This window comes from Rhodoferax sp. LS1R11 (genome assembly GCF_056521395.1).
This window is the reverse complement of the sequence record NZ_JBWMAW010000026.1, coordinates 1-25,037: the sequence shown is the minus strand read 5'-3', so window position 1 is coordinate 25,037 and position 25,037 is coordinate 1. Positions and strand designations below refer to the sequence as shown.

The window sequence follows — 25,037 nt, the reverse complement described above, 5'->3', positions numbered from 1 at the left end:
TGATTTAGCGAGCCGGGTTGGAAATGCCGCTGGCCACATGGCCCGACGGCACATGCTGGGAAGCCGAGTCCACGTGACCCGTCTGGTCGTCAAAGAAAAAATCGGGCTCAAATTCCCGCAGGAACTCTCCCTTGCCCAGACCGCCGAGGAACATGGCCTCGTCCACCTCGATGTTCCAGTTCATCAGGGTGCGAATGGCGCGCTCGTGCGCCGGGGCACTGCGGGCGGTCACCAGCGCAGTGCGGATGCGCATGGCCGGTGTTGCTGCCTCTTGCAGCCGGTGCAGGGCGACCAGCAAGGGCTTGAAAGGGCCATCGGGCAAGGGCAGGGCGGCCTTGTCGGTCTCGTGCTGCTGGAAGGCACTCAAGCCGTGGGACTGGTACACCCGCTCGGCTTCGTCACTGAACAGCACTGCGTCGCCGTCAAAGGCAATGCGCACTTCGTGTGGGTAGGCCTCGCCCGCATGGACCGAATGCGGATACACCTGTGCGGCGGGTACACCGGCCTCCAGAGCCGCGCGTACATCACTCAGGTGGGTGCTCAAAAACAGGTTGGCGTGCAGGGGTTTGAGGTAGCGCCAGGGCGCCTCGCCGCGGGTGAAGGTGCAGCGAATGATCGGCAGTGCGTAATGCGCGGCCGACTTCATCACCCGCAGGCCGCTGACCGGGTCGTTGCGCGAGAGGATGACCACCTCCACCCGCTGCGTCTGCGCGTCGTTGAAGGCCAGCAGCTTTTTGACCAGCGAAAACGCCACGCCCGGTTTGGCGGGGTGCTCCAGACGGTCGAGTTGCAGGCGCATGTAGGCGCGGTCATCACCCTGTTCAAAGACCTCGTTCTCCTGCTCAAAGTCGAACAACGCCCGGCTTGAGATCGCCACCACCAGCTTGCCGTCCAGGGAGGCGCTCATGTCTGCAAAAACATCCGGTAAACGGGGTTGTTGGTTTCTTCGACGTAGGGGTAACCCAGCGTTTCCAAAAACTTGGCAAAGGCCTTGTTGTCGGCCTGGGGTACCTGCAGCCCTACCAGAATGCGGCCATAGTCCGCGCCCTGGTTGCGGTAGTGAAACAGGCTGATGTTCCAGCCCGGACGCATCAGGTTCAGGAACTTGAGCAGCGCGCCCGGCCGCTCGGGGAACACAAAGCGCAGCAAACGCTCGTCTTGTGCCAGCTTGGAGTGCCCGCCCACCATGTGGCGAATGTGCTCTTTGGCCAGCTCATCGTGCGTCAAGTCCAGCGCGGCAAAACGGTGCTTGGTGAAATTGGCGGCGATTTTGGTCGACTCACCTTTGCCGTGGGTGGTCAGGCCCATGAACACGTGGGCATTTTTTTCGTCACTGATGCGGTAATTGAATTCCGTCACGTTGCGCGGCCCACCGGGCAGGTTGCCGATCAGTTCGCAAAAGCGCTTGAAGCTGCCGCGCTCTTCGGGAATCGTCACCGCAAACAGGGCTTCGCGCTCTTCACCTACCTCGGCGCGCTCCGCCACAAAGCGCAGGCGGTCAAAGTTCATGTTGGCGCCGCACAAAATGGCGGCGTAGGTTTCGCCCTTGGTTTTGTGCGTGTCAACATACTGCTTGATGGCCGCCACGGCCAAAGCGCCGGCCGGTTCAACAATGCTGCGCGTGTCCACAAACACGTCCTTGATGGCGGCACACACGGCGTCGGTGTCCACAATCACAAATTCATCAACCAGGCCGCGTGCGATGCGAAAAGTTTCTTCCCCCACCAGTTTCACGGCGGTGCCGTCCGAGAACAGGCCCACGTCGGGCAGCGTCACGCGTTTTTTGGCCGTGACGGACTGCGCCATGGCATCGGAGTCGTTCATCTGCACGCCGATGACCTTGATCTCGGGCCGCACCGCCTTGATGTAGTTGGCCACGCCTGAAATCAGGCCGCCGCCACCAATCGCCACAAACACGGCATCGAGCCGGTTCGAGCCATGGCCCTGCAGCTGGCGCAGGATTTCCATGGCAATCGTGCCCTGGCCTGCAATCACGTCCGGGTCGTCAAAGGGATGTACAAAGGTCAGGCCCTGCTTTTTCTCCAGCGCTGCGGCGTGGGTGTAAGCGTCCGAGTAGCTCTCGCCATGCAACACGACCTCGCCACCAAAGCCGCGCACGGCGTCAATCTTGACCTGCGGCGTGGTGGTGGGCATCACAATGACCGCGCGGGTGCCCAACCGCTGTGCGCTGAGCGCCACACCCTGGGCGTGGTTGCCGGCGGATGCGCAAATCACGCCCTTTTTGAGTTGCTCGGGTGTGAGCTGCGCCATTTTGTTGTAGGCGCCACGCAGCTTGAAGCTGCGCACGGGCTGCTGGTCTTCGCGCTTGAGCAGTACCGTGTTGTGCAGCCGTTTGCCCAGCGCTTTGGCAGGCTCCAGCGCAGTCTCGATCGCCACGTCATAAACACGGGCAGTCAGGATCTTTTTGAGGTAATCGGCGGGTTTGAGTGCTTTGGCCCTGGATGCAGACGTCATAAGAATTTAATCGTTGGTAGGGTTTGGATGAAGTGTTTTACAGGCGATCTTGGGCAGTTCGGTACGCCCGGTTTTTGTCGCGTTTTCCGGTGGCGATGACGGTCACAAAAACCTCCAAATCATCCACGCGGTAGATCAGTCTGTAGCCTACGCTGTGAAGTTTGATTTTGTAGCAATCCGCCATGCCATGCAGTGCTGCTGAAGGTATTCGGGGCAGCTCCAGGCGTTCAGCCAGTTTTTTTTTGAGAGGCTCTCGAACACTGGCGTCCAGTTGCTGCCATTCCCGCAAAGCCTGTTCGTGAAAACGCAGCTTATAGGGCATTGAAATCGACTTCAATAAAAGGCCCATCAGCACGCTCGCGTATTAACTTGGCATCTTCCAGGTCTTCAATGTGAGCCAATAATCGCTCGTAATGACCCGCTGGCAGGAGGTACGCTTCCGGACGATTGTGGTTGAGCACGGCAATGGGGGCGTCATCGGCCTGCTTGAGAATATCTGCGTAGTTGCGTTTAAGCTCGGTTACGCTGACCGCAAAATGAGAAAGAACGGTGTCCATGTCATCTCCAGATTGGAAAAGAAATTTTATTAAATGCTAAATATAGCACTTATTAAAGTATTTTTTTGCGCTGAGCATGGTCTGTTCGACAATGGCGTTAATTTACACAAAGGTTAAGAAATGGAATGCACAGTGAGCTGGACAGGGGCCTTGGGTACGCGCTCAGGCATGGGTTTTGTGGCTGAAACCGGCAGTGGTCATACATTGATGATGGACGGCGCGCCGGATGCCGTCAAACCTGAAAACGGTGGTCTGAACCTGGCGCCGCGTCCGCTGGAAACGGTACTGGCAGGCACCGGCGGTTGCACGGCCTATGACGTGGTGCTGATCCTGAAGCGCGGGCGCCATGTGGTGACCGGCTGCACCGTCAAACTCACGGCCGAGCGGGCCGAGGTGGACCCCAAGGTGTTCACCCGCATCAACATGCATTTCACGGTGACCGGCAAAGGTATTCCCGCATCTGCCGTGGAGCGCGCCATTGCCATGAGCCATGACAAATACTGCTCAGCCAGCATCATGCTGGCCAAAACAGCCGAGATCACGACCAGCTTTGACTTGCTGGAAGGTTGATTTAGATCCTGTGCGCTACCGTCGTCATCACCTTGGCTGCTGCGCGCATCAGGGTTTTGACGGGCTGGGGCAGGTCAATGGCGCCGGCGTGCTGGGCATCCAGCGCGTGACGGGCCTCGTCATCCTTCATTTGCGCCACGATGGCGCGTGAGGCGTGGTCGTTGGCGGGTAACAGCGTGAGGTGGCTTTGCAGATGCGCTTCAACCTGATTTTCAGTCTCCACCACAAAGCCCAAACTTACCTTGTCACCCAGTCGGCCCGCCAGCAGGCCCAGGCCAAAAGCGCCAGCGTACCAAAGTGGATTCAGCAATGACGGGCGCTGCCCAAGTTCGTCCAGGCGTTGCTTGGTCCATGCCAGATGGTCAGTTTCTTCGGCGCTTGCCTTTATATAGTGTGCGCGGAGTGCTTCGTTTTTGGTAGCAAACGCCTGAGCGGTGTAAAGCGCCTGGGCGCAAACCTCGCCCACATGGTTGACCCGCATCAGGGCCCCGGCCTGCGCTTTTTCGACTGCTGACAGTTCGGTTATTTCTCCCGGCAGGGTCGGGCAGGGCTGGGCCGCACGCGGCGTGGCAAACAGGGTGCGCAGGGCTGCGTCGGCAGTGGTGAAAATTTTGTCTGTGGGGCTCATGGACACAAGTCAATCCTCTGGGAATTGTCGTTTGAACAAAATTCGATTATCCGCGCTTGCTCCATGGATGCCCGGAAACGAAAAAAGCCCCTTTCGGGGCTTTTGAAGGTTTGGATTGAACCTTAGAACGAATGCATCACGCCAACTGCAGTGCGAGTAGCCGTGGTATTCCCAGCTGTCACCAAGCCCGAAGTCATCGCCAGATCACCAGCCGCCGTGGAGCCAGCTTTCACATAGGTCAGCGAAGCGTAGGCAATGGTTCGCTTGCTCAAGGCATATTTGCCCATTGCAATGAATTGTTCACCTTTGCCGTCGCCTTGACCAGACAATTTGGTGCTGTAGTAAGCGCCAGTCAATGTTGTCGCTGGCGACAGAGCGTAATCAAGGCCTGCACCAATGACGGCGATTTTGCGTTTGGTTGCGTCGACTTCACTGTGCACGTACGTCAGTTTGAACGTCAAAGGATCCATGACGTACTTCGCGCCACCACCAACGAGAGTCAATGTTTCGGTGTCTGCGGTGTTCCGCAGCTTGGCATAAGCGATAGCAACGCCCGATTTTCCATCAGTAAAAGTGCCAGACAAGCCTTTGTAGGAATTGCCTGAAGTGTTGCCAGCTTGCTCTCCAAAACCATACATCGCCGCACCGATGAATCCAGACATCACTGGAGTCACATATTTGATCGAGTTATTCTGACGCAGCGCGGTGCCGCCACCATTGGTGCCGTAAAGTCCAAACAGGGCACCAGAATTCAAGGCGCTGTAAAGCACGTTGGGGTTGGTGCCTGCATGTGCCAATCCTATTGGATCGGCCAAGCCCACGGATCCCACCCCCAGCATGTTCTGGCGACCCAGATCAAGCGTTCCAAAGCCACCCGACAGTCCAACCGTTGAAATGCGGTCAAACATGGTGGCAACTGCTGGCGTGCCAAAAGTTGAGCCACCAGCACCCGTGTCATTCGCCAATGTACCTTCCAGCGCGAAATTGGCTTTCAATCCACCGCCTAAGTCCTCAGTCCCTTTAAAGCCCCAGCGCGAAGTTGCCAGTTGGCCTGCATCGATAGCGGTCTTTGCACCACCAGCTTGGTTGGTGGTGTAAACGACGGCAGCGTCAACAATGCCGTACAGCGTCACGGATGACTGAGCGTTGGCGACCCCGGCGCAGCACAGGGCTGCAGCGGCGGCCATGAGGCGAACCGTTGAATGAGTTGTTGCAGTGCGGGTAGCGTAGTTTTTCATCTGAATCCTTTTAAAACGGAAATTAACCAACCTATCAATCACGGCTTAATTTTGCATGGCTGCCAATCCCCAAGAAGACGCAGAAGAGACAAAACGGCCGCTTTTAGGCTTTTTCTTCACACGTGTTTTCCCTAGTTGGCAAGTGGCGAAAGCATGGAATTTTCCCGTAACAAGATGTGACAAATAGATGTTAGCCGCGATTTCTGATCGTGAAATGTCTCATTCGGGCAACGTTTCCCCCAGAAAAATCGCCGAAAAAACACGTTGTTGGCTAAACGGTTTGTTTTGAAGTATTCCTTTTGCTCTAATGAAATCAGAGACGCGCAAAGCGTCCTGTCCAAAGTACTTCAAGTGAGTGTTTTGGTTTTATTAATTTTTCTGGAGTTTTCACATGAAAAAGAGTTTGATTGCACTCGCAGTGCTCGCCGCTTCCGGCGCTTCTTTCGCACAGTCTTCCGTGACTTTGTACGGTATTGCTGACGTTTGGTTGGGTCAGTCTGAAGCTATGGGCGTGAACAGCGTCAAGCAAACGAAAATCGACAGCGGTGGCGTGTCTACCAGCCGTTTTGGTTTCAAGGGATCTGAAGATTTGGGCGGCGGTTTGAAGGCCAACTTCACACTGGAGCAAGGCTTCAATATCGATAGCGGCGCTCAGGGTACCCCTGGTTTGGCATTCAATCGCTACGCCTACGTTGGTTTCTCCGGCGGCTTCGGTGAAGTGAAACTGGGTAAAACCGGTACGGCTTATGACGACATCTGGGGCGCTGGCAATGCTAGCTTTGACTCAGCCTTGTCGGCTAACAACGACGTGCTCAAGAGCGGTGGTTACAACTGGAACCCAGCTAACAGCATTTATTACGCCACTCCAACCATGAGCGGATTCAGCGGTGCAGCCAGCTACACCTTGGGCGAAAACAAGACAGCAACGGTTGATGCCGGCGCTATCGCCAGTGCTCAGGTCAAGTACGAAGCCGGTCCAGTTATGGCAGCTTTGGCTTACCAGGTTGAAGGTCTGGTCAAAGGTGTGACACCTAAAACTGAGTTCACCCGTTTGGTTGGTTCATACAACCTCGGCGTCGCCAAGTTGATCGCTGGTTTCGGCCAAGTCAAGATCACAAGCGGATTGACAACCAACGAATGGGAAATCGGTGCTGACTACCCAGTCTCCAGCGCTCTGACCATCTCTGGTGGTATCGCTCGTTCTACAGACGACGACGCTGCTGACACAACACGTCAAGGTTACAGCCTGGCTGCTAACTACGCACTGTCCAAGCGTACTTCCGTGTACGGTGGTTACCGCGCTGCGACGACCAAGGCAAATGGTGCTGCTGATCAAGACGGCAGCCTGTTGGCCGTCGGCGTGCGTCACGCGTTCTAATTTCCCTGCAACACCGGCCTAGCCGGTGTTGCTTGGTTATTCAGACAAAAACCGCCCCGAAAGGGCTAGCCGTTCTAACAAGGAATTGCTAAGCGCGGTTTGAATCTATTCAAATGCGCTCCAGTCTTCGATTGGAGCGCATTTTTTTTGGAGGAGAAATCTTCTTCAGCGTTTCAAGCGCGGTGCTTGTTCGGCAGTCTCTGCCTCAGCAGCTTCGTCTGCAAGCGAGCGCCCCAGATTGAACTGCTCCAAGTGTCGGCGCACGCCCTGAAATACAGGGTGAGCCAATTCCACTGGGAAGTCGGCGGGCAACCGCTGTTCAACGGCGACCAGCGCCGCGTCTAGGCGGTGCGTCATGTCCAGCATGGCATCCCAGGCACCTTCCACTCTGCTGCGTTTGGCCAACGCTTCCCAGTGACGAGACTGGATTTCCGACAGCTTGTAATGTGCCGTCTTGCCACGCACGGCCATGGACAACTTTGTTTTCTTGTACTGCAGGGCGTTTGGGCCCGTGCCAATCAGCGGCCATGCCGAGAGCACATCGTACAAAGGCGTCATCCGATAGCGACCGCCTGGCAGTACAAACAGGGAAAAGTTCTTGGCATGTCCGTCGATGGCTGCCAGACACCAGAACAGCAGCTGGGCGCACAAAAAGTTTCGCCCGTCTTTATGAAAAGCCTCTCCTCCTTTCAGGACCTCCAGGCATGCCTCGATACTGGGCCCACCTTTCTGTTCGTACTTCTGGTCGCTGGAAACACCTTTTGCCTGGCAAAAGTCTTCTTGGGGCAATCGGGCGATCCAGCCTTCCGGGCGCCAGCTTCGGTCAAAGCGTTTGACCACCAGCACCCGCCGCGCGCCAAAGTCCTGCATGTGGCACTCCGCCACCGGCAAACCAAGCTCTCGCACTATTTGGTTGCAAAGCCATTCGTTTTCGACGGATAACCGCAAGTCCAGATTGCGCCCCGGGGTTACCCCGATGGGCGGCTTGAGTATGTGGGTGGTGGGCGTGGCGCCCAGGGGCCGACACCATTGGCCGTTCACTTGAAGCAGTGCAGTTTTTTCCTGCGCACCGGCAATGGACAGCCGCCAACCTTCTTCATCATCCTGAGCCCCCACTCCGGCTTGGGAGCCCAAGGCACCCAGATGCTTTTCAATCTGTTCGGACGTGAGAGTCTCGTACGTCAGCGTGTCAAAACCCTCCGGGGTAACGCCGGGCGGCAGCAATTGCACGGCACCCACGCAGTCCCGGCCAACCGCTTGCAGCAGCGTAAACGCGTCCGTGCCTTTGGTGCGGAACCGGGCACTGATACGTTTACGAATGCCATCACTATCCGGCAGCAGATTGTCAAAGTAGTTGCGCACCACGTCGCCTTCTAACCGGTTGTCTGCCGTAAAAGGCAGCGACAGGGAAAGCGGACGGCTGCGCGCAGACGCCCGCCAGGACGGCGCATAGTCCAACCGGTGGTTGCCGGTGCGCCCCACACGCCAATTGCCCACCAATTCGCCGTTCATCCAGATGGAAAGCGCGCTCATTACCACTCTCCTTGAGAACCGGTGTCGGATATGTTTGACACGGGTGATGCGTTGCCGCCCGGTACTTGCGTATCGCGCAAGACCAGATCGACACCTAAAACCCGCAGAAATTCCAGAAGTTGCCCCGCACTGACCGCCGCAGGATGGCGCTCAATCGCCGCGATGCGGGACTGAGACACCCCGAGTTTGAAGGCGAGGTCCATTTGGCTCAGCCCGCGCACTTTGCGCAGGGACCGCAGCTGAGGTGCGAGTTGGTCCGAGATTGAAATGAGATAGTCCATGGCGAAATACCACCTTTGAGTAATATCGTCATGATATCTGTTAAAAATGATAACGTCTGAATATCGTTTTTAAGTGATATTACGTCCGTGCTCAAGCGACCCCCTGTCCCGGCCACTCCCCATTGGTACGGCTAGCCAAAAGAGCGGTTTTTTTATGGGTGGGCGGTTTGCCTAGGCTTGCAAGCGTTGCAAGCCAGCCACACGAATAAATTAAATTGAGCCCTGATTCGTAGAAATGTACGTTCGCGACACGTCTCTCTGGTCAAATTCGTTCAGCTTCTAGTTACGGAAGTGAAACAGGACATTGATAAATGTCTTGATGTACATATTCTTTGGAGTCATTTAATGAAAAAATCTCTCATCGCTTTGGCCGTGTTGGCTGCTTCCGGCGCCGCTATGGCTCAGTCGTCCGTTACGCTGTTTGGCCGTTTGGATGCCAGCGTTGGTCAAACCAGCACCGAAGCAATCGGCGCTGTGCCAGTTGCCAAATTGTCGCAAAATGTTATCAACAGCGCCGCTTTGAACACCACTTTCTGGGGCCTGAAAGGCACTGAAGATTTGGGTGGTGGCTTGCGCGCCAATTTTGAACTGCAAAGCCAGTTCACCATTGATACCGGTGCAGTCGCAGCTGGAAACACCTTGTTCGAACGCAAAGCTGTTGTCGGTTTGTCCGGCGCTTTCGGTGCTGTTGACTTGGGTCGTCAGTACACCGCTTACGACGCACTGCGCGGCGCAACGAACAACGTTAACGATTTCAACTTCGCCACCACCGGTAGGGTGTGGGGCACTGGTGTGGCAGATTACGCCAACCGCGTGAGCAACTCGATTGGTTACACCTCGCCAACTTTCAGCGGCATCAGTGGCGCTGTGGTTCTGGGCCTGGGTGAAGACAAGACTGCTACGAACTCTGCAAGCAGCAACAACAGCCTGCACATCAAGTACGCAAATGGTCCAGTCTTGGTTGGATATGCATACCAAGAGCAAAAGGCTGCTGGCGCTACTGTGCCCACCGTAACGAACAAGTACAACTTGCTCGGCGCTTCCTATAACTTCGGCGTGGCCAAGTTGACAGGTAGCTATAACACCGCCAAGAACGGCACTCGTGATGACAAAGAGTACCAAGTTGGTGTGAGCGCTCCGTTTGGCGCAGCTACCGTGTACGCTGGTTACACCAATGCGAAGAGCACTGGTGCTGGCCTGGCTGACCTGGCTGGTTCCGGCTTCGCTCTGGTGGGTACTTATGACCTGTCCAAGCGCACAACCTTGTACGCTGGTTACAACGCTTCCAAAGTTGAGTCCGGTACGACTGGTGCAATCACAGAATCCAAAGCAGCTAGCTTGGCTACTGGCGTTCGCCACACGTTCTAATTTGATGCGGGTTTCATAGCCCGCTTCTTATTCGAATCATGAAACCGCTTCGGGGCAACCTGAAGCGGTTTTTCAGTTTTTGACCGTTTCTTCAGGTGATCTGCTTGTGATGAAAATGATGGCTGTCTTGTATGGCATCTTGCTGTTGACGGGTTGCGCGTCGTTGGCGCCTGTTCTGGACGCAACGGATGAACAAGCCATTGCCAACCCTTGGTCCCAGGCGCCAGTCCGCGTGACGCTTTCCAAACATGAGCCAGTCACACTGCCTGCGGTTTCCCCTGTCTGGCAGCACCGCATCTTTCCCGGCAAAACTGCCAACCTGTTCACTTACGCCCGCCAGGAAGGTCGCCACACCATGATGGCGAGTGCGCAGTCGTCGGCCAGCATGTTGCGTCAGACGGTGCACATTGCACCCGCTGAGTTGGGTCGCGTTAATTTTTCCTGGAAAGTGCCCGAGTTGATCGCTCAGGCCGACATGGCCCTGCGCGATAACGATGATTCACCCGTGCGCATTGTTTTGGCCTTTGAGGGAGATCGCTCCAGGTTTTCAGCCAAAAATGCCATGCTCTCCGAGCTGTCGCATGCGCTGACCGGAGAACCCATGCCCTATGCCACGCTCATGTATGTGTGGTGCAATACGCGCAAACCGGGTTCAGTGATCATCAACCCGCGGACGGATCGCATTCGCAAGCTGGTGGTGGAGTCGGGTGGCAAGCACCTGAACCAGTGGCTGGACTATGAGCGCGATATTAGTGCTGATTTCGAGAAGGCCTTTGGCGAGGCGCCTGGTGCTTTGGTGGGCATTGGCATCATGACGGACAGTGACAACACCCATTCCGCCACGCGGGCCTGGTACGGCCCGCTGACTCTGGCGGCGCTCAAGTAGCGCTTACACCCGCAACTCAGGTGTAGCGCTTGCTGCGCAGGTTGTTTTTCATTTCCCGCAGTAGGGGCTGCAGCCGGTCGCCACCAATGCGCAGAGCCACCGAGGTGGCCAGGATGTCGATGATCATCAGGTGCAGCAGGCGTGACACCATGGGGCTGTAGCGGTCATAACCTTCCGGGTGGTCTGCCGCCAGGTGAATATGCCCGGCCGCTGCGAGCGGGGAGCAGCTGGCGGTGATGACGATGGTCGTGGCGCCGTTTTTGCGGGCGATGTCGCAGGCGTCCATCAGGTCGCGGGTGCGGCCCGAGTTGGAGATCACGATGACGCAGTCGCCCGGACCCAGCAAGGAGGCGCTCATGACCTGCATGTGGCCGTCGCTGTACGCAATGGTGTGCATGCCCAGGCGGAAGAACTTGTGTTGTGCGTCTTGCGCCACCACACCCGAGTTGCCCACGCCGAAAAACTCGACACGCTTACCCTTATTGAAGGCTTCCACCAGGGTGCAAACCGCTTTTTCGATGGCGACCGTGCTGGCGTCGTTTCGGTATTTCAAAAATGCGGCGACGGTGTTGTCAATGACCTTGACCATGATGTCGTTGGTCTTGTCATCCACATCCACGCTGCGGTGGATGAAGGGCACGCCCTCGCTCACACTGCCCGCCAGCTTGAGTTTGAAGTCCGACAGGCCGTCATAGCCCACGCTGCGGCAAAACCGCACCACGGTGGGTTTGCTCACATGGGCCCGGTCGGCCAGTTCGCTGACCGGGAGCTTGGCAAAGCTTCTCGGGTCGCTCAGTACAAGTTTGCCCACCCGCTGTTCAGCGGGGGCCAGTGAGGGCAAGGAAGCTTTGATTCGGTCCAGCATGGTGTTTAGTTCTCTTCGCTCCAGCAGAAGCCGTCGCGCGCAATCATGGCACTCGACGCGCTGGGGCCCCAGGTGCCGGAGGCGTACAGACGGGGGCCTTGGGCATCGTTTTTCCAATGCTCAAGGATGGGTTCAACCCAGCGCCAGGCTTCTTCCTGCTCATCGCTGCGAACAAACAGGTTCAGGCGGCCGTCAATCACGTCCAGCAGCAGGCGTTCGTAGGCGCCCACGCGTTCGGAGCCAAAGCGTTTGTCAAAATCCAGGTCAAGCTGCACGGGCGCGAGCGCCTGTGAGCTGCGGCGGCTGCTTTGCCCTTGCGCCAGCAGGTGCAACTCCAGCCCGTCCTTGGGCTGCAGGTTGATCACCAGGCGGTTGGCATCGCCCATCTGGGAGTTGAAGATGGCGTGCGGCGTGGGCCGGAAATTCACCACAATGCGGGCATCCCGACCGGCCAGGCGTTTGCCGGTACGGATGTAGAAAGGCACGCCAGCCCAGCGCCAGTTGGAGATTTCGGTGCGCAGGGCTACAAAGGTTTCGGTGTTGCTTTGGGGGTCCACCCCGGTTTCTTCGCGGTAGGCTGCGACCGGCGTGCCGGCAATATTGCCTGCGGTGTATTGGCCGCGGATGGTGTCCTGCGAGAGCGACTCGGCCGTCCACGGCTTGAGTGACCGAAGCACCTTGAGCTTTTCGTCGCGGATGGCGTCGGCATGGGAGTTGATGGGCGGTTCCATGCCAATGGCGCACAATAGCTGCAAGGCGTGGTTTTGCACCATGTCGCGCAGGGCGCCAGTGGTCTCATAGAACGCACCGCGTTTTTCCACGCCCAGCTCTTCGGCAATGGTGATCTGAATGTTGGCAATGTGTTCCCGGCGCCACAGGGGTTCGAACAGGGAGTTGCCAAAGCGCAACGCAAACAGGTTTTGCACCGCAGGTTTGCCCAGGTAGTGGTCGATGCGAAAAATCTGCCATTCGTTGAAAACACGGCGCACGGTCTCATTGATGGCGCGGTTGCTGGCCAGATCGTGCCCCAGCGGCTTCTCCAGCACCACGCGGGTCTGGGGCGTGTTCAGCCCGGAGGCGGCCAGTTGTTCGCACACGGTGGTGAACAGGCTGGGCGCGGTGGCCACATACATGACCACCGTGTCGGCCTGGCGTTGGGCCAAAGCGTCTTTGAGGCGGGCGTAGTCATCGGGATGGGACAAGTCCATCCGCACAAACTCAAGCAGGGCGGCAAAGCGGGTGAACTCTTCCACGCTGGGGCGTTTGGCGAGGTCGACGCTGTCAAAGCGGGCGCGGATCTGCTCCCGGTATTGTTCATTGCTGAGGTCGTCACGACCCACGCCAATGATGCGGCCATCCTCGGGCAGGGTGCCATGACGGAAGGCCTGAAACAAAGCCGGCATTAGCTTGCGCCAAGCCAGGTCGCCGGTACCACCAAACATTACTAGGTCGAAGCTCATGATTTCAAGTTACATAAAAGATGACGTTGTAATGTAACTTTGTTTCACTCATAATTCAAGCCTCGCAGAAAACTGTTTTTTTAACCTTCCGCCTTCGGCGCCTGCTTTCATGAACCAACTCGACGCACTCAAACAATTCACTACTGTGGTGGCTGACACCGGCGACTTCAAACAGATCGATGCCTACCGCCCCCAAGACGCCACGACCAATCCGTCACTCATCCTGAAGGCGGTGCAAAAAGCGGACTACAACACCTTGTTGACCGAGACCGTGGCCCAGTTTCGTGGCCGTGCGCTGGACGAAATCATGGACCGGCTGCTGGTGCGTTTTGGCTGCGAAATCTTGTCCATCATTCCGGGCCGCGTGTCGACGGAAGTGGATGCCCGCCTGAGTTTTGACACCAATGCCTCCGTGGCCCGGGGTGAGCGCCTCATTGCGTTGTACCAGGCCGAGGGCATTCACATGGACCGCGTGCTGATCAAGGTGGCGTCCACCTGGGAGGGCATTCAGGCGGCCAGGCTGCTGGAGGAGCGTGGCATCCACACCAACCTCACCCTGTTGTTCTCGCCGTGCCAGGCCATTGCCTGCGGCCAGGCCAAGGTACAGCTGATTTCGCCGTTTGTGGGCCGCATTTACGACTGGTACAAAAAGTCGGCAGGCGCGACGTGGGTAGAGGCTGACAACGCGGGCGCGAACGACCCGGGCGTCAAATCTGTCCAGCAGATTTACAACTACTACAAGAAGTTCGGCATTGCCACCGAGGTGATGGGGGCGAGCTTTCGCAACGTCGGGCAGATCACCGCGCTGGCGGGTTGCGACCTGCTCACCATCAGCCCCGATCTGCTCGCCATCCTGGCGGCCACTGACGCACCGCTGGTGCGCGCGCTCGACCCACAGGCGGCACCGGCGCTGGATTTGACGCCGGTGACGTATGACGAGGCAGGCTTCCGCTTTGCACTCAATGAAGACGCCATGGCCACCGAGAAGTTGTCCGAAGGCATCCGCGCGTTCTGCGCAGACGCCGTCAAGCTCGACCACCTGTTGCAGGCGGCCTGATCATGAGCCGCACCCGTTGTGACCGCACGCCTGCCTGGGGCGCACTTCAGAGCGCATTTGACAGCCAGGGCCAGGCCTTTGACCTGCGCACGGCTTTTGCCACTGATGCGGGCCGCTTTGAGGCCTTCAGCCAGAGCGCGCCCCATGTGTTTGCTGATCTGTCTAAAAACCTGATTGACGGCGCCACGCAGACGCTGTTGATGGACTTGGCTCGCCAGAGCGGTGTGGAGGCGCATCGGGATGCGATGTTTGCAGGGGTTGCCATCAACAACACCGAAGACCGTGCCGTGATGCACTGGTTATTGAGAAATCCGGCTGTAGCCCAGGCAGATATTGCGCATGTAGCTACTAAAAATGTAGCAAATGAACTGGCGCTGGTGCACGCCACGCTCACCCCCATGTTGGCTTACGCGCAAGCCGTGCGTGCCGATGCGGCGATCACCGATGTGGTGAACATCGGCATTGGCGGCTCGGACCTGGGGCCGCAAATGGCCGTGGTGGCGCTGGACGAGTTTGTGCTGCCGGGCAAGCGATTTCACTTTGTGTCCAACGTGGACGGCCACGAACTGGCGGCCGTGCTCAAGCGCGTCAAGCCCGAGAGCACGCTGTTTTTGATTGCCAGCAAGACGTTCACGACGATTGAGACCATGACCAACGCCTTGTCTGCCAAGCGCTGGTTTGAAGCCAACGGTGGTACTGATATAGGCCGGCATTTTTGCGCATTGACCACCAATGTGCCCGCCGCCAACGCCTTTGGCATCAGTACCACCTTTGGCTTTTGGGATTGGGTGGGTGGGCGCTATTCGATGTGGTCGTCCATCGGGCTGCCCTTGGCCATTGCCATTGGCGCGCAGGGTTTTCGCGAGTTTCTGGCCGGTGCGCACGAGATGGACGAACACTTCCGCACCGCCCCACTGGAAGACAACCTGCCCGTGCACCTGGGCTTGCTGGACGTCTGGTATCGTAATTTTCATGGCTTCACCAGCCGCAGCATTGCGCCGTACCACAGCGCTTTGCGCCGCCTGCCAGCTTACCTGCAGCAGCTGGAGATGGAGAGCAACGGCAAGCAGGTGGATGCCACCGGCGAGGCCTTGCCGTTTGGCACCTCCCCCGTGTTGTGGGGCGAGCCTGGCACCAACGGCCAGCACGCGTATTTTCAGATGCTGCACCAGGGCACGGACGTGGTGCCGGTCGAGTTTGTGGCCGTCAAAAAGCCCCAACACAGCTTGCCCAATCACCATGAGTTGCTACTGGCCAATGTGGTAGCGCAGGCGCAGGCCTTGATGGTCGGCAAGACCGATGCGGGTGGCCACAAGAACTTTCCGGGCAACCGCCCCAGCACCTTCTTGTTGCTGGATGAGCTCACCCCCACCAGCCTGGGTGCCTTGATTGCGCTGCAGGAGCACCGCGTGTTTGTCAGCGGGTCGTTGTGGGGCATCAACAGTTTTGACCAGTGGGGCGTGGAACTGGGCAAGGTGCTGGCCAAAGACGTGGAAGCCCGTCTGCACAGCGGCAACGTGGCCGGGCTGGACGGCTCGACGGCCGGCCTGCTGCAAAAACTGCGGACCTGATCGGTCCCTCTTGGGCCTAAGGCGCCACCAGGTACTGGCGCCTGAAGGCTTGCAGCGTGGCCTGGTAGGGCACGCTGCCCACTTCATCGAGGTCGCTGTGCGCCCCCCCTGCAATGCTGAGCCATTGCTTGGGCGGGTTGGCCGCGGCGAACACGCGCTCCCCCAGAACCTGGGGAATGGTGGTGTCCGCATCGCCATGGATCATCAGGAGCGGCGCGTTCACCTTGCTTATTTTGTCGATGGAGGCAAAACGCTCCCCGTTGAAGTTAGCTAAAAACCGCGCCAGCAAGCCCGCTTGACGGGCTACATCCGCAAAACTGCTGAAAGCGGACTCCAGAATCAGCGCACCATAGTCCTGGGGGGCACGCAAGTGGCTGGCCATCTCCACCGCCACGCCGCTGCCCATGGAATGGCCGTAGATCACACGCAGGGCAGGGCGCGGTTCTCGCCGTTCCAGCTCCGCCCAGGCGAGTCTGGCGTCCTGCAGGATCGTCTGCTCTGACGGGATGATGGGGGTGCTCACCCCCCAGCCACGATACTCCACGGCCAACACGGCAAAGCCCGCTTCGCGCAGGGACTCGATTTTGTGCAGGTTTTGGTACAGGTTGCGAAACGTACCGTGAAAGTACAGCAGCGTGGGTGCGGTTTTGTCCGGGTGGGGCAGCCACCACATCTCGACGCGCTGCGTGGTGGGTCGTGCTTCGGCGGAGTCAGTGATTTTACCTGGCACTGCTTGCGGTACGGCCACGAAAAAGCGTTTGTCGCCCTCACGCAAGCCCGCAAAGTCGGCGGGCACGCCCGGTGTCGGGCGGTAGATGATCTCTCGCTGTTTGGCGTCCAGCCAGGCGCAGCCGCTGGCAGACAGCAGTGACAACAGCAGAAAGACACGCAGCAACCGCATCGCCCATTCGCCTGGTTCAAAAAGTACAGCCGTTACACTGCGTACCCGTTGCATTCTCAAATCCGTTCTTGCATTCATGAAAAAATTGATTCACATCGTCGGTGGCCTGATTGTGGCCCAGCTCGCCAGCACGGCCGCAGCCGCGGCTGAGCAGGGTTTTATCGCGGAGCTGACGCGCGACAAAGTGGTGAGCTGGCAGTTCAGCCCCTTGACCTACCACTTCACCCAGGACGACGAACACAAGCCCGTGGTCATGGTCGGCCTGGAGCGTGAGTACCCCAATACCAAGCTGGATGGCGGGACCTTTTTCACCAACTCGTTTGGCCAGCCCACCATTTACCTGTATCCGTGGGGCGGCGTGTACAAGACGCTGGGAGGCATTGAGCACCTGTCCTTCAAGTGGACGGCGGGCGTGATGTATGGCTACCGTCAACCGTATGAGAACAAGGTGCCCTTGAACTTCAAAGGATTTTCGCTTGCCGCCATCCCTGCCCTGGCTTATGAGTTCAAACCCGGCTGGTCTGCGCAGGTGAACTTTTTGGGCACTGCCGGGCTGATGTTACAACTCAATGCCCCGTTCAACTGACATCGTTCATTCCAAGTATTTTTGAATGAAATAAGGCTCTAGCCCAGGTGCAGCGTGCACAAGTAGCTATTAAATTTATAGCAATAAACAAAAAACCCGCAAGGTTCACACCAAGCGGGTTTTTTGTTTTGTGTCGAAAGCCATAACGCCTATCGACGCAGCATGACGACTCAGAGCTAGGCGCAAGGGCGTAGGCAGTAGCAACGCTACGGCAAGCCCTTGCAACGACGCTATGTGTCGTCAGGCAAGGAGCATTACATGCCCATGCCGCCCATGCCGCCCATGCCGCCCATATCGCCACCGCCCATGCCACCCATGCCGCCGTCAGCCTTTGGGGCTTCAGCAACCATGCACTCGGTGGTCAACATCAAAGAGGCCACAGACGCTGCGTTTTGCAGAGCAGTGCGGGTCACTTTGGTGGGGTCCAGAATACCCATTTCGATCATGTCGCCATAGGTGTCGTTGGCTGCGTTGAAGCCGTAGTTGCCCGTACCGGCCAACACAGCTGCCACCACCACAGAGGCTTCACCGCCGCCGTTGTAAACGATCTCGCGCAGAGGCGCTTCGATGGCTTTCATCACCAGCTTGATACCGGCTTCCTGGTCAGCGTTGTCGCCTTTGACGACGCCAGCAGTTTGCTTGGCGCGCAGCAGTGCAACACCGCCACCAGCCACGATGCCTTCTTCCACAGCAGCGCGGGTAGCGTGCAGGGCATCTTCAACGCGGGCTTTCTTCTCTTTCATTTCGACTTCGGTGGCAGCGCCAACCTTGATCACGGCAACACCGCCAGCCAATTTGGCCACGCGCTCTTGCAGTTTTTCACGGTCGTAGTCAGAAGTGGCTTCTTCGATTTGCACGCGAACTTGCTTGACGCGGGCTTCGATGTCAGCAGCAGCGCCAGCACCGTCGATGATGATGGTGTTTTCTTTGCCCACTTCGATGCGCTTGGCAGAGCCGAGGTCAGCCAAAGTCACTTTTTCGAGCGACATGCCAACTTCTTCAGCAATGACCTTGCCGCCGGTCAGGATGGCGATGTCTTCCAACATGGCCTTGCGACGATCGCCAAAGCCAGGCGCCTTGACAGCCACAACCTTCAGGATGCCACGGATGGTGTTGACCACCAAAGTTGCCAGGGCTTCGCCTTCGACATCTTCAGAGATGATCAACAAAGGACGGCCGGACTTGGCGACTTGTTCCAGGGTAGGCAGCAGGTCACGGATGTTGCTGATCTTCTTGTCGTACAACAACACGAAGGGGTTGTCCAACAAAGCGGCTTGCTTTTCTGGGTTGTTGATGAAGTAGGGTGACAGGTAGCCACGGTCAAACTGCATGCCTTCAACCACGTCGAGTTCGGAGTCAAGTGACTTGCCGTCTTCAACCGTGATGACGCCTTCTTTGCCCACTTTGTCCATCGCATCAGCAATGATCTTGCCAATGGCTTCGTCAGAGTTGGCAGAGATGGAGCCAACTTGAGCGATTTCCTTGGACGTGGTGGTGGCTTTGGAAGCCTTCTTCAGCTCGGCAACCAGGGCTGACACAGCCTTGTCGATACCGCGCTTCAGGTCCATGGGGTTCATGCCAGCAGCCACGTACTTCATGCCTTCGTGAACGATGGCTTGAGCCAGCACGGTAGCGGTTGTTGTACCGTCACCAGCGATGTCAGACGTCTTGGAAGCCACTTCCTTGACCATCTGCGCACCCATGTTTTGCAGCTTGTCTTTGAGTTCGATTTCTTTGGCGACGGACACACCGTCTTTGGTCACGGTAGGGGCGCCGAAAGAGCGCTCCAGAACCACGTTACGGCCTTTGGGGCCGAGAGTTACTTTGACCGCGTTGGCCAAAATGTTCACGCCTTCAACCATGCGTGCGCGGGCTTCGCCGCCGAAAATTACGTCTTTTGCTGCCATGATGATGACTCCAGATTCAGTTAATTAAGAGGAAAGGAGAGAAGAAGAATTACTTCTCGACGACTGCGAACAGGTCGTCTTCTTTCATGACCAACAGCTCATCGCCGTCAATCTTGACGGTCTGGCCGCTGTACTTGCCAAACAAAACGCGGTCACCGACCTTGACGTTCATGGCGAGCAGTTCACCCTTGTCGTTTTTCTTGCCAGGACCAACAGCCAAGACTTCACCTTGATCAGGCTTTTCAGCAGCGCTGTCAGGAATGACGATGCCAGAGGCGGTTTTGGTTTCGTTTTCCACGCGTTTGACAATCACGCGATCTGCGAGAGGGCGAAGTTTCATGGGATCTCCTTGAGTTTTGAAACAGAGGTTGAAAACTAGAGTGCCAACTTGGAAAAGCTGGCGCTCGTTATTTTGAGGAGGCAAATGCGGGCGGTTCAAACCTGCTAGCACTCAACTCCTACGAGTGCTAATGATAAGGGCATTTGGCAAACATTCAAGAGGGGGCAGGGTAAAACCCCATGTTTTGGAGCCAGTTGCGGAACGCCGCTGATCTTTCCACTCTGCGCCATTAAACATTCCACTGTTGCCGTTTCCCAAATGAATTCGGGCCCTCCCAGCCTCGCAGCCATATACTTTCCATCAACAACTTTCTGAATCAGCTTGACTCAGGTGTATCGTGGGTTGGCCCGCCCATTTGCTGCAAATTTCGCATGAACTTCACGTTGTCGAAATTCAAGTGATGCATGAACTCCCGCAGAATCAACAAGGTCGCCGTGAATCTGGGGTCATCCGGAATGTCTACTTGCGATGCGGGCCTGCCTTCGGATCTGGCGGCAAGTTGGTCGAACAGTCTTTCCACCTGTTCAATGCTTAGTGTTCTCGTCAACCCATCCGGGCAGCCCAGCATGTGGGCCATGTCATCAACCCGTTCATCCGTCGAATAAAGTGGGGCGCGTCCTTGGGCGACTGCACGGGCGCGCGTGACTTCGTCCTCAACGGCCATGATGGCGTTTTCGATCTCAAGCGGCGAGGGTGGATTGTGTTTAAAAAAATCGATGGATGTCCGACTGGCGCCCATCTCCAGCAGCAGCACCTGGTCGGGTTCAACGCCCGTGCCGGATGCAACCCAGGTCTGGTCGTCGCCGATGTGCAGTAGCACGATCGGGGCGGCAGGCGACGCACTCTTGCGAAGGTTGGCGTAGCCCTGGTGGATCGCATCTTTCATGTCAAGGCCCTAACGTGATGGTTTGTAACCAGGACAAAAAGTCCGCCTGCATAGGGGCATTGATGGTGTGGTCTATCGGGTACCGCCGGGACAGGTGTGCCACGCCCAAGTCACTGAGAACTTGCTCTGAGCGCTGCGCCCATACCACCGGCAGTTTGCTATCGTACTCGCCGTGCCCAATGAATGCGCGCAGGTTTTTCAACTGCGCTGGGTCGGCGATGTGCGGCTTGAGTTCAGGCAGGATTCGCCCCGACAAGATCGCAAACCCGGCAACGCGCTGTGGCGCGCTCAGCGCAACGCTGGCGCTCAAAATACCCCCTTGACTGAATCCGGCAATCACCGTTTTCTGGGGTGCAATGCCGTAGGACTGCTGCAGTTTCTCCACAAATCGGATCAAGGTCTGGCGGCTTTGCTCGGCCTCGGTCTCGACGATCACCGGACCCGCGCTGGTGAAGTTCACTCGAAACCAAGCGTATTGTCCCGCGCCCAAAGTGATGGGGCCGCGTGGCATGACGACGAGCGTGTCCGGGTCTGCCGTGTGGGCCAGGTTGACGAGATTGGTCTCGTTGCCACCCACGCCGTGCAAGAGCAGCAACAGCGCTTTGGGATTCGCCGGCTGCGGATGTTTCGCCAGAAACATCAAATCAAATTGGGTGTTCATCATTTAAGTCCCCATACATAAGATTCCATTGATAGAACGCCGTTGCTGACGCCCCCCTGCAACACGCCCACTTCGTCCGTCTCGGTGGTGGCCCCCATGGCGATCAGCAAGGGAAGAAAATGCTCCTCGCTGGGATGGGCGCGTTCGGCGTGCGGTGCGTCATGGCGGTAGTCGATCAATTGCTTGACTCCTTTGGCGCGCACCGCAGTCTGCACCCAATCGGTGAATTCCTGGGTATAGGCTTCGGGTTTGCTGCCTGAGTGTCGAAATTCGTACAGGTTGTGCGTCATGCTGCCGGAGGCCACGATGAGTACGCCTTGGTTGCGCAGCGGTGCCAGTGCCCGGCCCAATTCCACCGCCGTCCCGGTGGTCAGGTTGACAGGCATGGAGACCTGAAAAACCGGCACTTTGGCCTCTGGCAACAGGTGCATCAGGGGCACCCACGCACCATGGTCCAACCCGCGACGGTCATCACAGGCTGCAGCGAAACCTGCCACCTGCAGCAGCCGCGCCGTCTCTTGGGCCAATTCAGGCAGACCGGCAACCGGATAATGTAAGGCATACAGGCTGGACGGAAATCCGCCAAAGTCGTGCACGGTCTCTGGGCGCGCGGTACTCAGGACCCTCACGTCCCTTGTCTGCCAATGGGGTGACACCACCAGCACCGCCTTGAGTTCAGGCAGTTGCGTGCCCAGTGTGCGCAGTTGGGGCCCAAGTAGTCCGGGTTCAATGGCAAAGGTGGGTGCCCCATGGGAGATGAAAACGACGGGCGTTTTGGCTGTGGAGGTCATGGCAGTTCCAGGGTTATGTGCTCAGTTGGAATCAACGTTCGTTGCGCGCATCCAGGCTCCAGGCGCCCGCGCCGTTGGCCGCCAGCGCCAGCAAACCGCCCACCAACGCAATATTCTTGAAGAACAGCAGCTGTGTGACAAATGCCTGGTCAGCCGGCACGGCCCAGTAGGCGTGAAAGAAGAAGCTGGCCACCAGCGTGAACGCTGCCAGAATCAAGGCCGCAAACCGGGTACCGAATCCGGCCAAGAGCGCCAAACTGCCCAGAATTTCAACCACCAGCGCCAGAGTGGCGCCCAGAGTGGGTAGCGGCAAGCCCACCGACGAGATGTATCCCACAGTACCGGAGAAGCCCGTGAGTTTGCCAATGCCGGCAGGCAGAAAGAGTGCAACGAACAACAGGCGCGATGCGAGGGCAAGGCTGTTTTGAAAGGTTTTTGACATGATGGTTTCCTTGATTTGGGAGGCTGAGAGGGAGGTGGCAGGTCTGCAAGCCTTGGGCGCTTGCAGGTAGCGAGTCTTTGCTTAAGCGCGCTTGATCCAGGTCGGAGCAATCGATGTGCCCAGACCTGCGCCGTAGCCTAGGTAAATGTTGAGCCCAGCTAACGGCTCCAGGTAGCGCGCATTTTTCAGACCACCGGCATCGATCGTGGCAAATCCCATACTCTCGGCCAGCGTCTTGGCGGTCTGTTTGGCACGCTCACTGTCACTGGCGACAAAGACTGAGGCGGTTTGACCGCTGCCAAAGTCAGCGCCGTCGACCAGCACTTGGGCAAATACCGTATTGAATGCCTTGACTACTTCGGCCCCTGGTATGGCCTTGGCGATTTCTTCCGCAGCAGAGGTGCTGTGACCAAGCGTCAGGCCCATGTAGTCGGCCGTCAATGGGTTGGTGATGTCGATGACCACCTTGCCGTTCAAATCCCCCACACTTTGGAGCGCATTGACGGCATCGGCATAGCCGGTAGCCAGAATGAACACATCCGCTTGTGCGGCTGCATCGGAGTGGGCCACGGCGGTGGCACCGGCGTTGGCGGCCGCCAGTGCTTGTGCTTTTTCAAAACTGCGTGTGGTCACACTGACTTGGTGACCCGCCAGCGTGAGTTGTTTGACGAAGGCTGCGCCCATATTGCCGGCGCCGATAACTGTAACTTTCATGATGATTCCTTTGGGTTGCTTGAAATTGCCTGTTGCAGACATTGCACTGGCTGAACCGAGTGTGTTTTGCAGTGCATGGGATGGACTTTATTGGAAACACATGGGAAGATAAACTCTGATAAATATGATTAATTGTTTCAATTTGAGGATCAATGGATCGATTTCTAGAAATGCAAACCTTCAATGCGGTGGTGGATGCTGGCAGTTTTGTCAAAGCCGCCGACGCGCTGGCCATGTCCAAGGCGGCGGTGTCACGTTATGTCGTTGACATGGAAACCCGCCTGGGTGTGCGCTTGCTGCACCGCACGACCCGGCGGCTCTCACTGACGGATGAGGGACAGATTTTTTACGCCCGCAGCAAGGAGCTACTGGCTGAACTGGCGGAGGCGGAGGCTGAAATCACGTCCCGCAGTGAGGCCGCGAGTGGGGTGTTGAGGATCAATGCGCCATTCACCTTTGGCGTTTTGCATCTGGCACCCCTGTGGGCTGGGTTTATGGCGCAACACCCCCAAGTCAAACTGGAGGTGACGCTGTCGGATCGCCTGGTCGATTTGGTGGAGGAAGGCTACGACGTGGCCATCCGCATCGCCAGTCTGGAAAGTTCAACGCTGGTGAGCAGGCGGCTGGCGAGCACGCGCATGGTGTTGTGCGCATCACCGCAATATCTCAAGCTGCACGGCACGCCAATGCATCCCCGTGAGTTGGCGGACCATGCCGTGATTTCCTACAGCTACTGGTCAACCAAGGACGAATGGCATTTCACGGGCCCCCTGGGCGCAGTGAGTGTCAAAACCAATCCCTGCATTCATACCAATAACGGGGACACCTGCCGAGTGGCTGCACTCGCCAGCCAGGGCATTATCTTGCAGCCCAGCTTCCTGGTGGGTGACGATTTGGTCGCGGGGGCATTGGTTGAGTTAATGCCCGAATTTCGATCGATTGAGCTTGGTATCTATGCTGTCTATCCAACCCGCAAACATGTCTCACCCAAGGTTCGAGCGCTCCTGGATTTTTTGGCAAATCACTTCTCACAACCGGGGGCGACTTGGTAGGCCTGCGGTTGACTCTTCAACACATTTGAGGGCAGCCATGATCTAGCTGTCGGTAAATTTCGGCTTCTCCTCATAGAACTTCCTGCTTGGAAAAACCTATTCGTGACGCCTTGGGTTTAGCGGGGGGATTGCCGAATGTTTAGTGGCGTACAAGTGGAAAGTGGAAAGTGGAAAGTGCAAGTGCATGTGGTTTCATCTGAATCATGCAAATCAACGACTTACGAAGTGGGCGAGTGGAAAGATCAGTGGCGTTCCGCACCCGCTGTCAGGGCTCGGCTCGTGGATTAGGGTAGGCTGCGCCCATTAATTTGAAGGAAGAACAATATGCTGCTGACTGATATCGTGGTCGAACACAAGTTGGTATCCCACGGGGGCGAGATTCGCGGAACCTTTCTGCTGCACCCATTTACGAACACGCAACGGGATCATCTTGGCAAATACGAGATCATTCGCGACGTTCGCGACATTCGTGAGCCAGGGACCAAAGAAGTCAGGCGCTCCACCTTTGTGTCGTTTTCACAATTGGCGGAGTTGTATGCGAAAGGCGTGCTTGAAGAATTCGGGTTTTCAATTCGCATGTGCCCCGTTGGCGACAAGTACCCAACCAAGAACCCTGTCAAGAAAATTCAGGCCAGCAACATCAAACCCGGCTCACCGTTTGACTTGGCTGTTCGCAGTACTGACGTTTCAAAACCTGCGAGCCGCGAATTGAGGACGGCGTTGCTTCGCACCAACGTTAAGCTTTAGCAGGCTGCTGAAAGAGCTCGTTGGGACTTAGGGCTACGCTGAACAAGTGCCGTCAAAACGCCAGCCGAGGCTGATGACAGTGCGATTTCTTGAAAACGAAGCGTCAATCGCCCTATTTTGTGGCCCCTGGGGCCTGTTGTCAG

27 protein-coding genes are annotated in these 25,037 nt (G+C 57.3%); 9 read left to right on the top strand and 18 right to left on the bottom strand.

Annotated elements, in window-relative coordinates; all coding sequences use genetic code 11:
• Nucleotides 1-4: 4 nt before the first annotated feature.
• Genes AC097N_RS20255 through AC097N_RS20240 form a run of 4 tightly spaced genes read right to left on the bottom strand, consistent with a single transcriptional unit; the run spans nucleotide 5 to nucleotide 3,032 of the window.
• Entirely contained in the window at nucleotides 5-907 is a 903-nt protein-coding gene (locus AC097N_RS20255) for a 5'-nucleotidase (RefSeq protein ID WP_479583880.1), read from the bottom strand.
• Nucleotides 904-2,475 (bottom strand): threonine ammonia-lyase, biosynthetic, encoded by a 1,572-nt coding sequence (gene ilvA, locus AC097N_RS20250; protein WP_479583879.1) that lies wholly within the window; start codon nucleotides 2,473-2,475, stop codon nucleotides 904-906. Before ilvA ends, AC097N_RS20255 begins: the two co-directional genes overlap by 4 nt.
• Before the next feature lie 37 nt (nucleotides 2,476-2,512).
• Complete coding sequence (locus AC097N_RS20245; RefSeq protein WP_479583878.1) at nucleotides 2,513-2,797, bottom strand: type II toxin-antitoxin system RelE family toxin; 285 nt, start codon at nucleotides 2,795-2,797, stop codon at nucleotides 2,513-2,515.
• Nucleotides 2,787-3,032 carry a type II toxin-antitoxin system Phd/YefM family antitoxin gene (locus tag AC097N_RS20240; RefSeq protein ID WP_479583877.1) on the bottom strand — a complete coding sequence of 82 codons (246 nt, stop codon included), beginning with the start codon at nucleotides 3,030-3,032 and terminating at the stop codon, nucleotides 2,787-2,789. Before AC097N_RS20240 ends, AC097N_RS20245 begins: the two co-directional genes overlap by 11 nt.
• A 120-nt stretch (nucleotides 3,033-3,152) precedes the next feature.
• Here AC097N_RS20240 and AC097N_RS20235 point away from each other — a divergent pair, with 120 nt between their 5' ends.
• Nucleotides 3,153-3,602, top strand: a complete 450-nt coding sequence (locus AC097N_RS20235; RefSeq protein ID WP_479583876.1) for an OsmC family protein — start codon at nucleotides 3,153-3,155, stop codon at nucleotides 3,600-3,602.
• A gap of 1 nt (nucleotide 3,603) precedes the next feature.
• On the opposite strand, the gene coq7 is transcribed toward AC097N_RS20235, so the two are convergent.
• Complete coding sequence (coq7, locus tag AC097N_RS20230) at nucleotides 3,604-4,230, bottom strand: 2-polyprenyl-3-methyl-6-methoxy-1,4-benzoquinone monooxygenase (protein WP_479583875.1); 627 nt, start codon at nucleotides 4,228-4,230, stop codon at nucleotides 3,604-3,606.
• A gap of 122 nt (nucleotides 4,231-4,352) precedes the next feature.
• Entirely contained in the window at nucleotides 4,353-5,468 is a 1,116-nt protein-coding gene (locus AC097N_RS20225) for a porin (RefSeq protein WP_479583874.1), read from the bottom strand.
• Between the two features lie 391 nt (nucleotides 5,469-5,859).
• Between AC097N_RS20225 and AC097N_RS20220 the strand changes: the two genes are divergently transcribed.
• Nucleotides 5,860-6,846: a porin gene (locus tag AC097N_RS20220; protein ID WP_479583873.1), complete on the top strand. Its 987-nt coding sequence runs from the start codon at nucleotides 5,860-5,862 to the stop codon at nucleotides 6,844-6,846.
• A gap of 165 nt (nucleotides 6,847-7,011) precedes the next feature.
• On the opposite strand, the gene AC097N_RS20215 is transcribed toward AC097N_RS20220, so the two are convergent.
• Together AC097N_RS20215 and AC097N_RS20210 are read right to left on the bottom strand one after the other, a co-directional pair.
• Nucleotides 7,012-8,379, bottom strand: coding sequence for a type II toxin-antitoxin system HipA family toxin (locus AC097N_RS20215; protein ID WP_479583872.1), 1,368 nt, complete (start codon nucleotides 8,377-8,379; stop codon nucleotides 7,012-7,014).
• Nucleotides 8,379-8,660 (bottom strand): helix-turn-helix domain-containing protein, encoded by a 282-nt coding sequence (locus AC097N_RS20210; protein ID WP_479583871.1) that lies wholly within the window; start codon nucleotides 8,658-8,660, stop codon nucleotides 8,379-8,381. Before AC097N_RS20210 ends, AC097N_RS20215 begins: the two co-directional genes overlap by 1 nt.
• 291 nt (nucleotides 8,661-8,951) lie before the next feature.
• Between AC097N_RS20210 and AC097N_RS20205 the strand changes: the two genes are divergently transcribed.
• Nucleotides 8,952-10,028 (top strand): porin, encoded by a 1,077-nt coding sequence (locus AC097N_RS20205; RefSeq protein ID WP_479583870.1) that lies wholly within the window; start codon nucleotides 8,952-8,954, stop codon nucleotides 10,026-10,028.
• A gap of 109 nt (nucleotides 10,029-10,137) precedes the next feature.
• Nucleotides 10,138-10,914, top strand: coding sequence for a DUF3047 domain-containing protein (locus AC097N_RS20200; RefSeq protein ID WP_479583869.1), 777 nt, complete (start codon nucleotides 10,138-10,140; stop codon nucleotides 10,912-10,914).
• Nucleotides 10,915-10,930: 16 nt separating this feature from the next.
• Here the strand turns inward: AC097N_RS20200 and AC097N_RS20195 are convergent, their stop codons facing one another.
• Together AC097N_RS20195 and zwf are read right to left on the bottom strand one after the other, a co-directional pair.
• A complete protein-coding gene (locus AC097N_RS20195; RefSeq protein ID WP_479583868.1) occupies nucleotides 10,931-11,779 on the bottom strand; it encodes a MurR/RpiR family transcriptional regulator in 849 nt (282 codons plus the stop codon).
• Nucleotides 11,780-11,784: 5 nt separating this feature from the next.
• Complete coding sequence (gene zwf / locus AC097N_RS20190) at nucleotides 11,785-13,239, bottom strand: glucose-6-phosphate dehydrogenase (RefSeq protein ID WP_479583867.1); 1,455 nt, start codon at nucleotides 13,237-13,239, stop codon at nucleotides 11,785-11,787.
• A 109-nt stretch (nucleotides 13,240-13,348) separates the two neighbouring features.
• Here zwf and tal point away from each other — a divergent pair, with 109 nt between their 5' ends.
• Nucleotides 13,349-14,296 carry a transaldolase gene (gene tal, locus AC097N_RS20185; RefSeq protein WP_479583866.1) on the top strand — a complete coding sequence of 316 codons (948 nt, stop codon included), beginning with the start codon at nucleotides 13,349-13,351 and terminating at the stop codon, nucleotides 14,294-14,296.
• Between the two features lie 2 nt (nucleotides 14,297-14,298).
• Nucleotides 14,299-15,867 (top strand): glucose-6-phosphate isomerase, encoded by a 1,569-nt coding sequence (pgi, locus tag AC097N_RS20180; RefSeq protein ID WP_479583865.1) that lies wholly within the window; start codon nucleotides 14,299-14,301, stop codon nucleotides 15,865-15,867.
• 16 nt (nucleotides 15,868-15,883) lie between these two features.
• On the opposite strand, the gene AC097N_RS20175 is transcribed toward pgi, so the two are convergent.
• A complete protein-coding gene (locus AC097N_RS20175) occupies nucleotides 15,884-16,768 on the bottom strand; it encodes an alpha/beta hydrolase (RefSeq protein WP_479583864.1) in 885 nt (294 codons plus the stop codon).
• 76 nt (nucleotides 16,769-16,844) lie between these two features.
• Between AC097N_RS20175 and AC097N_RS20170 the strand changes: the two genes are divergently transcribed.
• Nucleotides 16,845-17,354, top strand: coding sequence for a hypothetical protein (locus tag AC097N_RS20170; RefSeq protein ID WP_479583863.1), 510 nt, complete (start codon nucleotides 16,845-16,847; stop codon nucleotides 17,352-17,354).
• Nucleotides 17,355-17,608: 254 nt separating this feature from the next.
• Here the strand turns inward: AC097N_RS20170 and groL are convergent, their stop codons facing one another.
• The 7 genes from groL to AC097N_RS20135 all read right to left on the bottom strand — a co-directional run bounded on the left by groL (nucleotide 17,609) and on the right by AC097N_RS20135 (nucleotide 23,095).
• Nucleotides 17,609-19,261 (bottom strand): chaperonin GroEL, encoded by a 1,653-nt coding sequence (groL, locus tag AC097N_RS20165; RefSeq protein ID WP_479583862.1) that lies wholly within the window; start codon nucleotides 19,259-19,261, stop codon nucleotides 17,609-17,611.
• 49 nt (nucleotides 19,262-19,310) lie between these two features.
• A complete protein-coding gene (gene groES / locus AC097N_RS20160) occupies nucleotides 19,311-19,601 on the bottom strand; it encodes a co-chaperone GroES (protein WP_479583861.1) in 291 nt (96 codons plus the stop codon).
• 316 nt (nucleotides 19,602-19,917) lie between these two features.
• Nucleotides 19,918-20,487, bottom strand: a complete 570-nt coding sequence (locus AC097N_RS20155) for a hypothetical protein (protein WP_479583860.1) — start codon at nucleotides 20,485-20,487, stop codon at nucleotides 19,918-19,920.
• A gap of 1 nt (nucleotide 20,488) precedes the next feature.
• Entirely contained in the window at nucleotides 20,489-21,151 is a 663-nt protein-coding gene (locus tag AC097N_RS20150; RefSeq protein ID WP_479583859.1) for an alpha/beta hydrolase, read from the bottom strand.
• Nucleotides 21,148-21,939: a DODA-type extradiol aromatic ring-opening family dioxygenase gene (locus tag AC097N_RS20145; protein WP_479583858.1), complete on the bottom strand. Its 792-nt coding sequence runs from the start codon at nucleotides 21,937-21,939 to the stop codon at nucleotides 21,148-21,150. Before AC097N_RS20145 ends, AC097N_RS20150 begins: the two co-directional genes overlap by 4 nt.
• A gap of 31 nt (nucleotides 21,940-21,970) precedes the next feature.
• On the bottom strand, nucleotides 21,971-22,381 hold the full coding sequence (locus tag AC097N_RS20140; protein WP_479583857.1) for a DoxX family protein: 411 nt from the start codon (nucleotides 22,379-22,381) through the stop codon (nucleotides 21,971-21,973).
• Nucleotides 22,382-22,462: 81 nt separating this feature from the next.
• The gene (locus AC097N_RS20135) at nucleotides 22,463-23,095 is read right to left on the bottom strand and encodes an NADPH-dependent F420 reductase (RefSeq protein ID WP_479583856.1); all 633 of its coding nucleotides are present in this window, start codon (nucleotides 23,093-23,095) and stop codon (nucleotides 22,463-22,465) included.
• 152 nt (nucleotides 23,096-23,247) lie between these two features.
• Here AC097N_RS20135 and AC097N_RS20130 point away from each other — a divergent pair, with 152 nt between their 5' ends.
• A complete protein-coding gene (locus AC097N_RS20130) occupies nucleotides 23,248-24,147 on the top strand; it encodes a LysR family transcriptional regulator (RefSeq protein WP_479583855.1) in 900 nt (299 codons plus the stop codon).
• 324 nt (nucleotides 24,148-24,471) lie between these two features.
• Nucleotides 24,472-24,894: a hypothetical protein gene (locus AC097N_RS20125; RefSeq protein WP_479583854.1), complete on the top strand. Its 423-nt coding sequence runs from the start codon at nucleotides 24,472-24,474 to the stop codon at nucleotides 24,892-24,894.
• Nucleotides 24,895-25,037: the final 143 nt, after the last annotated feature.

Coding starts and splice junctions, on each gene's coding strand:
- AC097N_RS20210 (WP_479583871.1), bottom strand. CDS start 8,660: ATGGACTATCTCATTTCAATCTCGGACCAACTCGCACCTCAGCTGCGG.
- AC097N_RS20170 (WP_479583863.1), top strand. CDS start 16,845: ATGAAAAAATTGATTCACATCGTCGGTGGCCTGATTGTGGCCCAGCTC.
- AC097N_RS20225 (WP_479583874.1), bottom strand. CDS start 5,468: ATGAAAAACTACGCTACCCGCACTGCAACAACTCATTCAACGGTTCGC.
- AC097N_RS20135 (WP_479583856.1), bottom strand. CDS start 23,095: ATGAAAGTTACAGTTATCGGCGCCGGCAATATGGGCGCAGCCTTCGTC.
- AC097N_RS20140 (WP_479583857.1), bottom strand. CDS start 22,381: ATGTCAAAAACCTTTCAAAACAGCCTTGCCCTCGCATCGCGCCTGTTG.
- AC097N_RS20235 (WP_479583876.1), top strand. CDS start 3,153: ATGGAATGCACAGTGAGCTGGACAGGGGCCTTGGGTACGCGCTCAGGC.
- AC097N_RS20220 (WP_479583873.1), top strand. CDS start 5,860: ATGAAAAAGAGTTTGATTGCACTCGCAGTGCTCGCCGCTTCCGGCGCT.
- AC097N_RS20215 (WP_479583872.1), bottom strand. CDS start 8,379: ATGAGCGCGCTTTCCATCTGGATGAACGGCGAATTGGTGGGCAATTGG.
- AC097N_RS20195 (WP_479583868.1), bottom strand. CDS start 11,779: ATGCTGGACCGAATCAAAGCTTCCTTGCCCTCACTGGCCCCCGCTGAA.
- AC097N_RS20245 (WP_479583878.1), bottom strand. CDS start 2,797: ATGCCCTATAAGCTGCGTTTTCACGAACAGGCTTTGCGGGAATGGCAG.
- AC097N_RS20200 (WP_479583869.1), top strand. CDS start 10,138: ATGAAAATGATGGCTGTCTTGTATGGCATCTTGCTGTTGACGGGTTGC.
- AC097N_RS20155 (WP_479583860.1), bottom strand. CDS start 20,487: ATGAAAGATGCGATCCACCAGGGCTACGCCAACCTTCGCAAGAGTGCG.
- AC097N_RS20150 (WP_479583859.1), bottom strand. CDS start 21,151: ATGATGAACACCCAATTTGATTTGATGTTTCTGGCGAAACATCCGCAG.
- AC097N_RS20255 (WP_479583880.1), bottom strand. CDS start 907: ATGAGCGCCTCCCTGGACGGCAAGCTGGTGGTGGCGATCTCAAGCCGG.
- tal (WP_479583866.1), top strand. CDS start 13,349: ATGAACCAACTCGACGCACTCAAACAATTCACTACTGTGGTGGCTGAC.
- zwf (WP_479583867.1), bottom strand. CDS start 13,239: ATGAGCTTCGACCTAGTAATGTTTGGTGGTACCGGCGACCTGGCTTGG.
- groL (WP_479583862.1), bottom strand. CDS start 19,261: ATGGCAGCAAAAGACGTAATTTTCGGCGGCGAAGCCCGCGCACGCATG.
- groES (WP_479583861.1), bottom strand. CDS start 19,601: ATGAAACTTCGCCCTCTCGCAGATCGCGTGATTGTCAAACGCGTGGAA.
- ilvA (WP_479583879.1), bottom strand. CDS start 2,475: ATGACGTCTGCATCCAGGGCCAAAGCACTCAAACCCGCCGATTACCTC.
- AC097N_RS20130 (WP_479583855.1), top strand. CDS start 23,248: ATGGATCGATTTCTAGAAATGCAAACCTTCAATGCGGTGGTGGATGCT.
- coq7 (WP_479583875.1), bottom strand. CDS start 4,230: ATGAGCCCCACAGACAAAATTTTCACCACTGCCGACGCAGCCCTGCGC.
- AC097N_RS20175 (WP_479583864.1), bottom strand. CDS start 16,768: ATGCGGTTGCTGCGTGTCTTTCTGCTGTTGTCACTGCTGTCTGCCAGC.
- AC097N_RS20145 (WP_479583858.1), bottom strand. CDS start 21,939: ATGACCTCCACAGCCAAAACGCCCGTCGTTTTCATCTCCCATGGGGCA.
- AC097N_RS20240 (WP_479583877.1), bottom strand. CDS start 3,032: ATGGACACCGTTCTTTCTCATTTTGCGGTCAGCGTAACCGAGCTTAAA.
- AC097N_RS20125 (WP_479583854.1), top strand. CDS start 24,472: ATGCTGCTGACTGATATCGTGGTCGAACACAAGTTGGTATCCCACGGG.
- pgi (WP_479583865.1), top strand. CDS start 14,299: ATGAGCCGCACCCGTTGTGACCGCACGCCTGCCTGGGGCGCACTTCAG.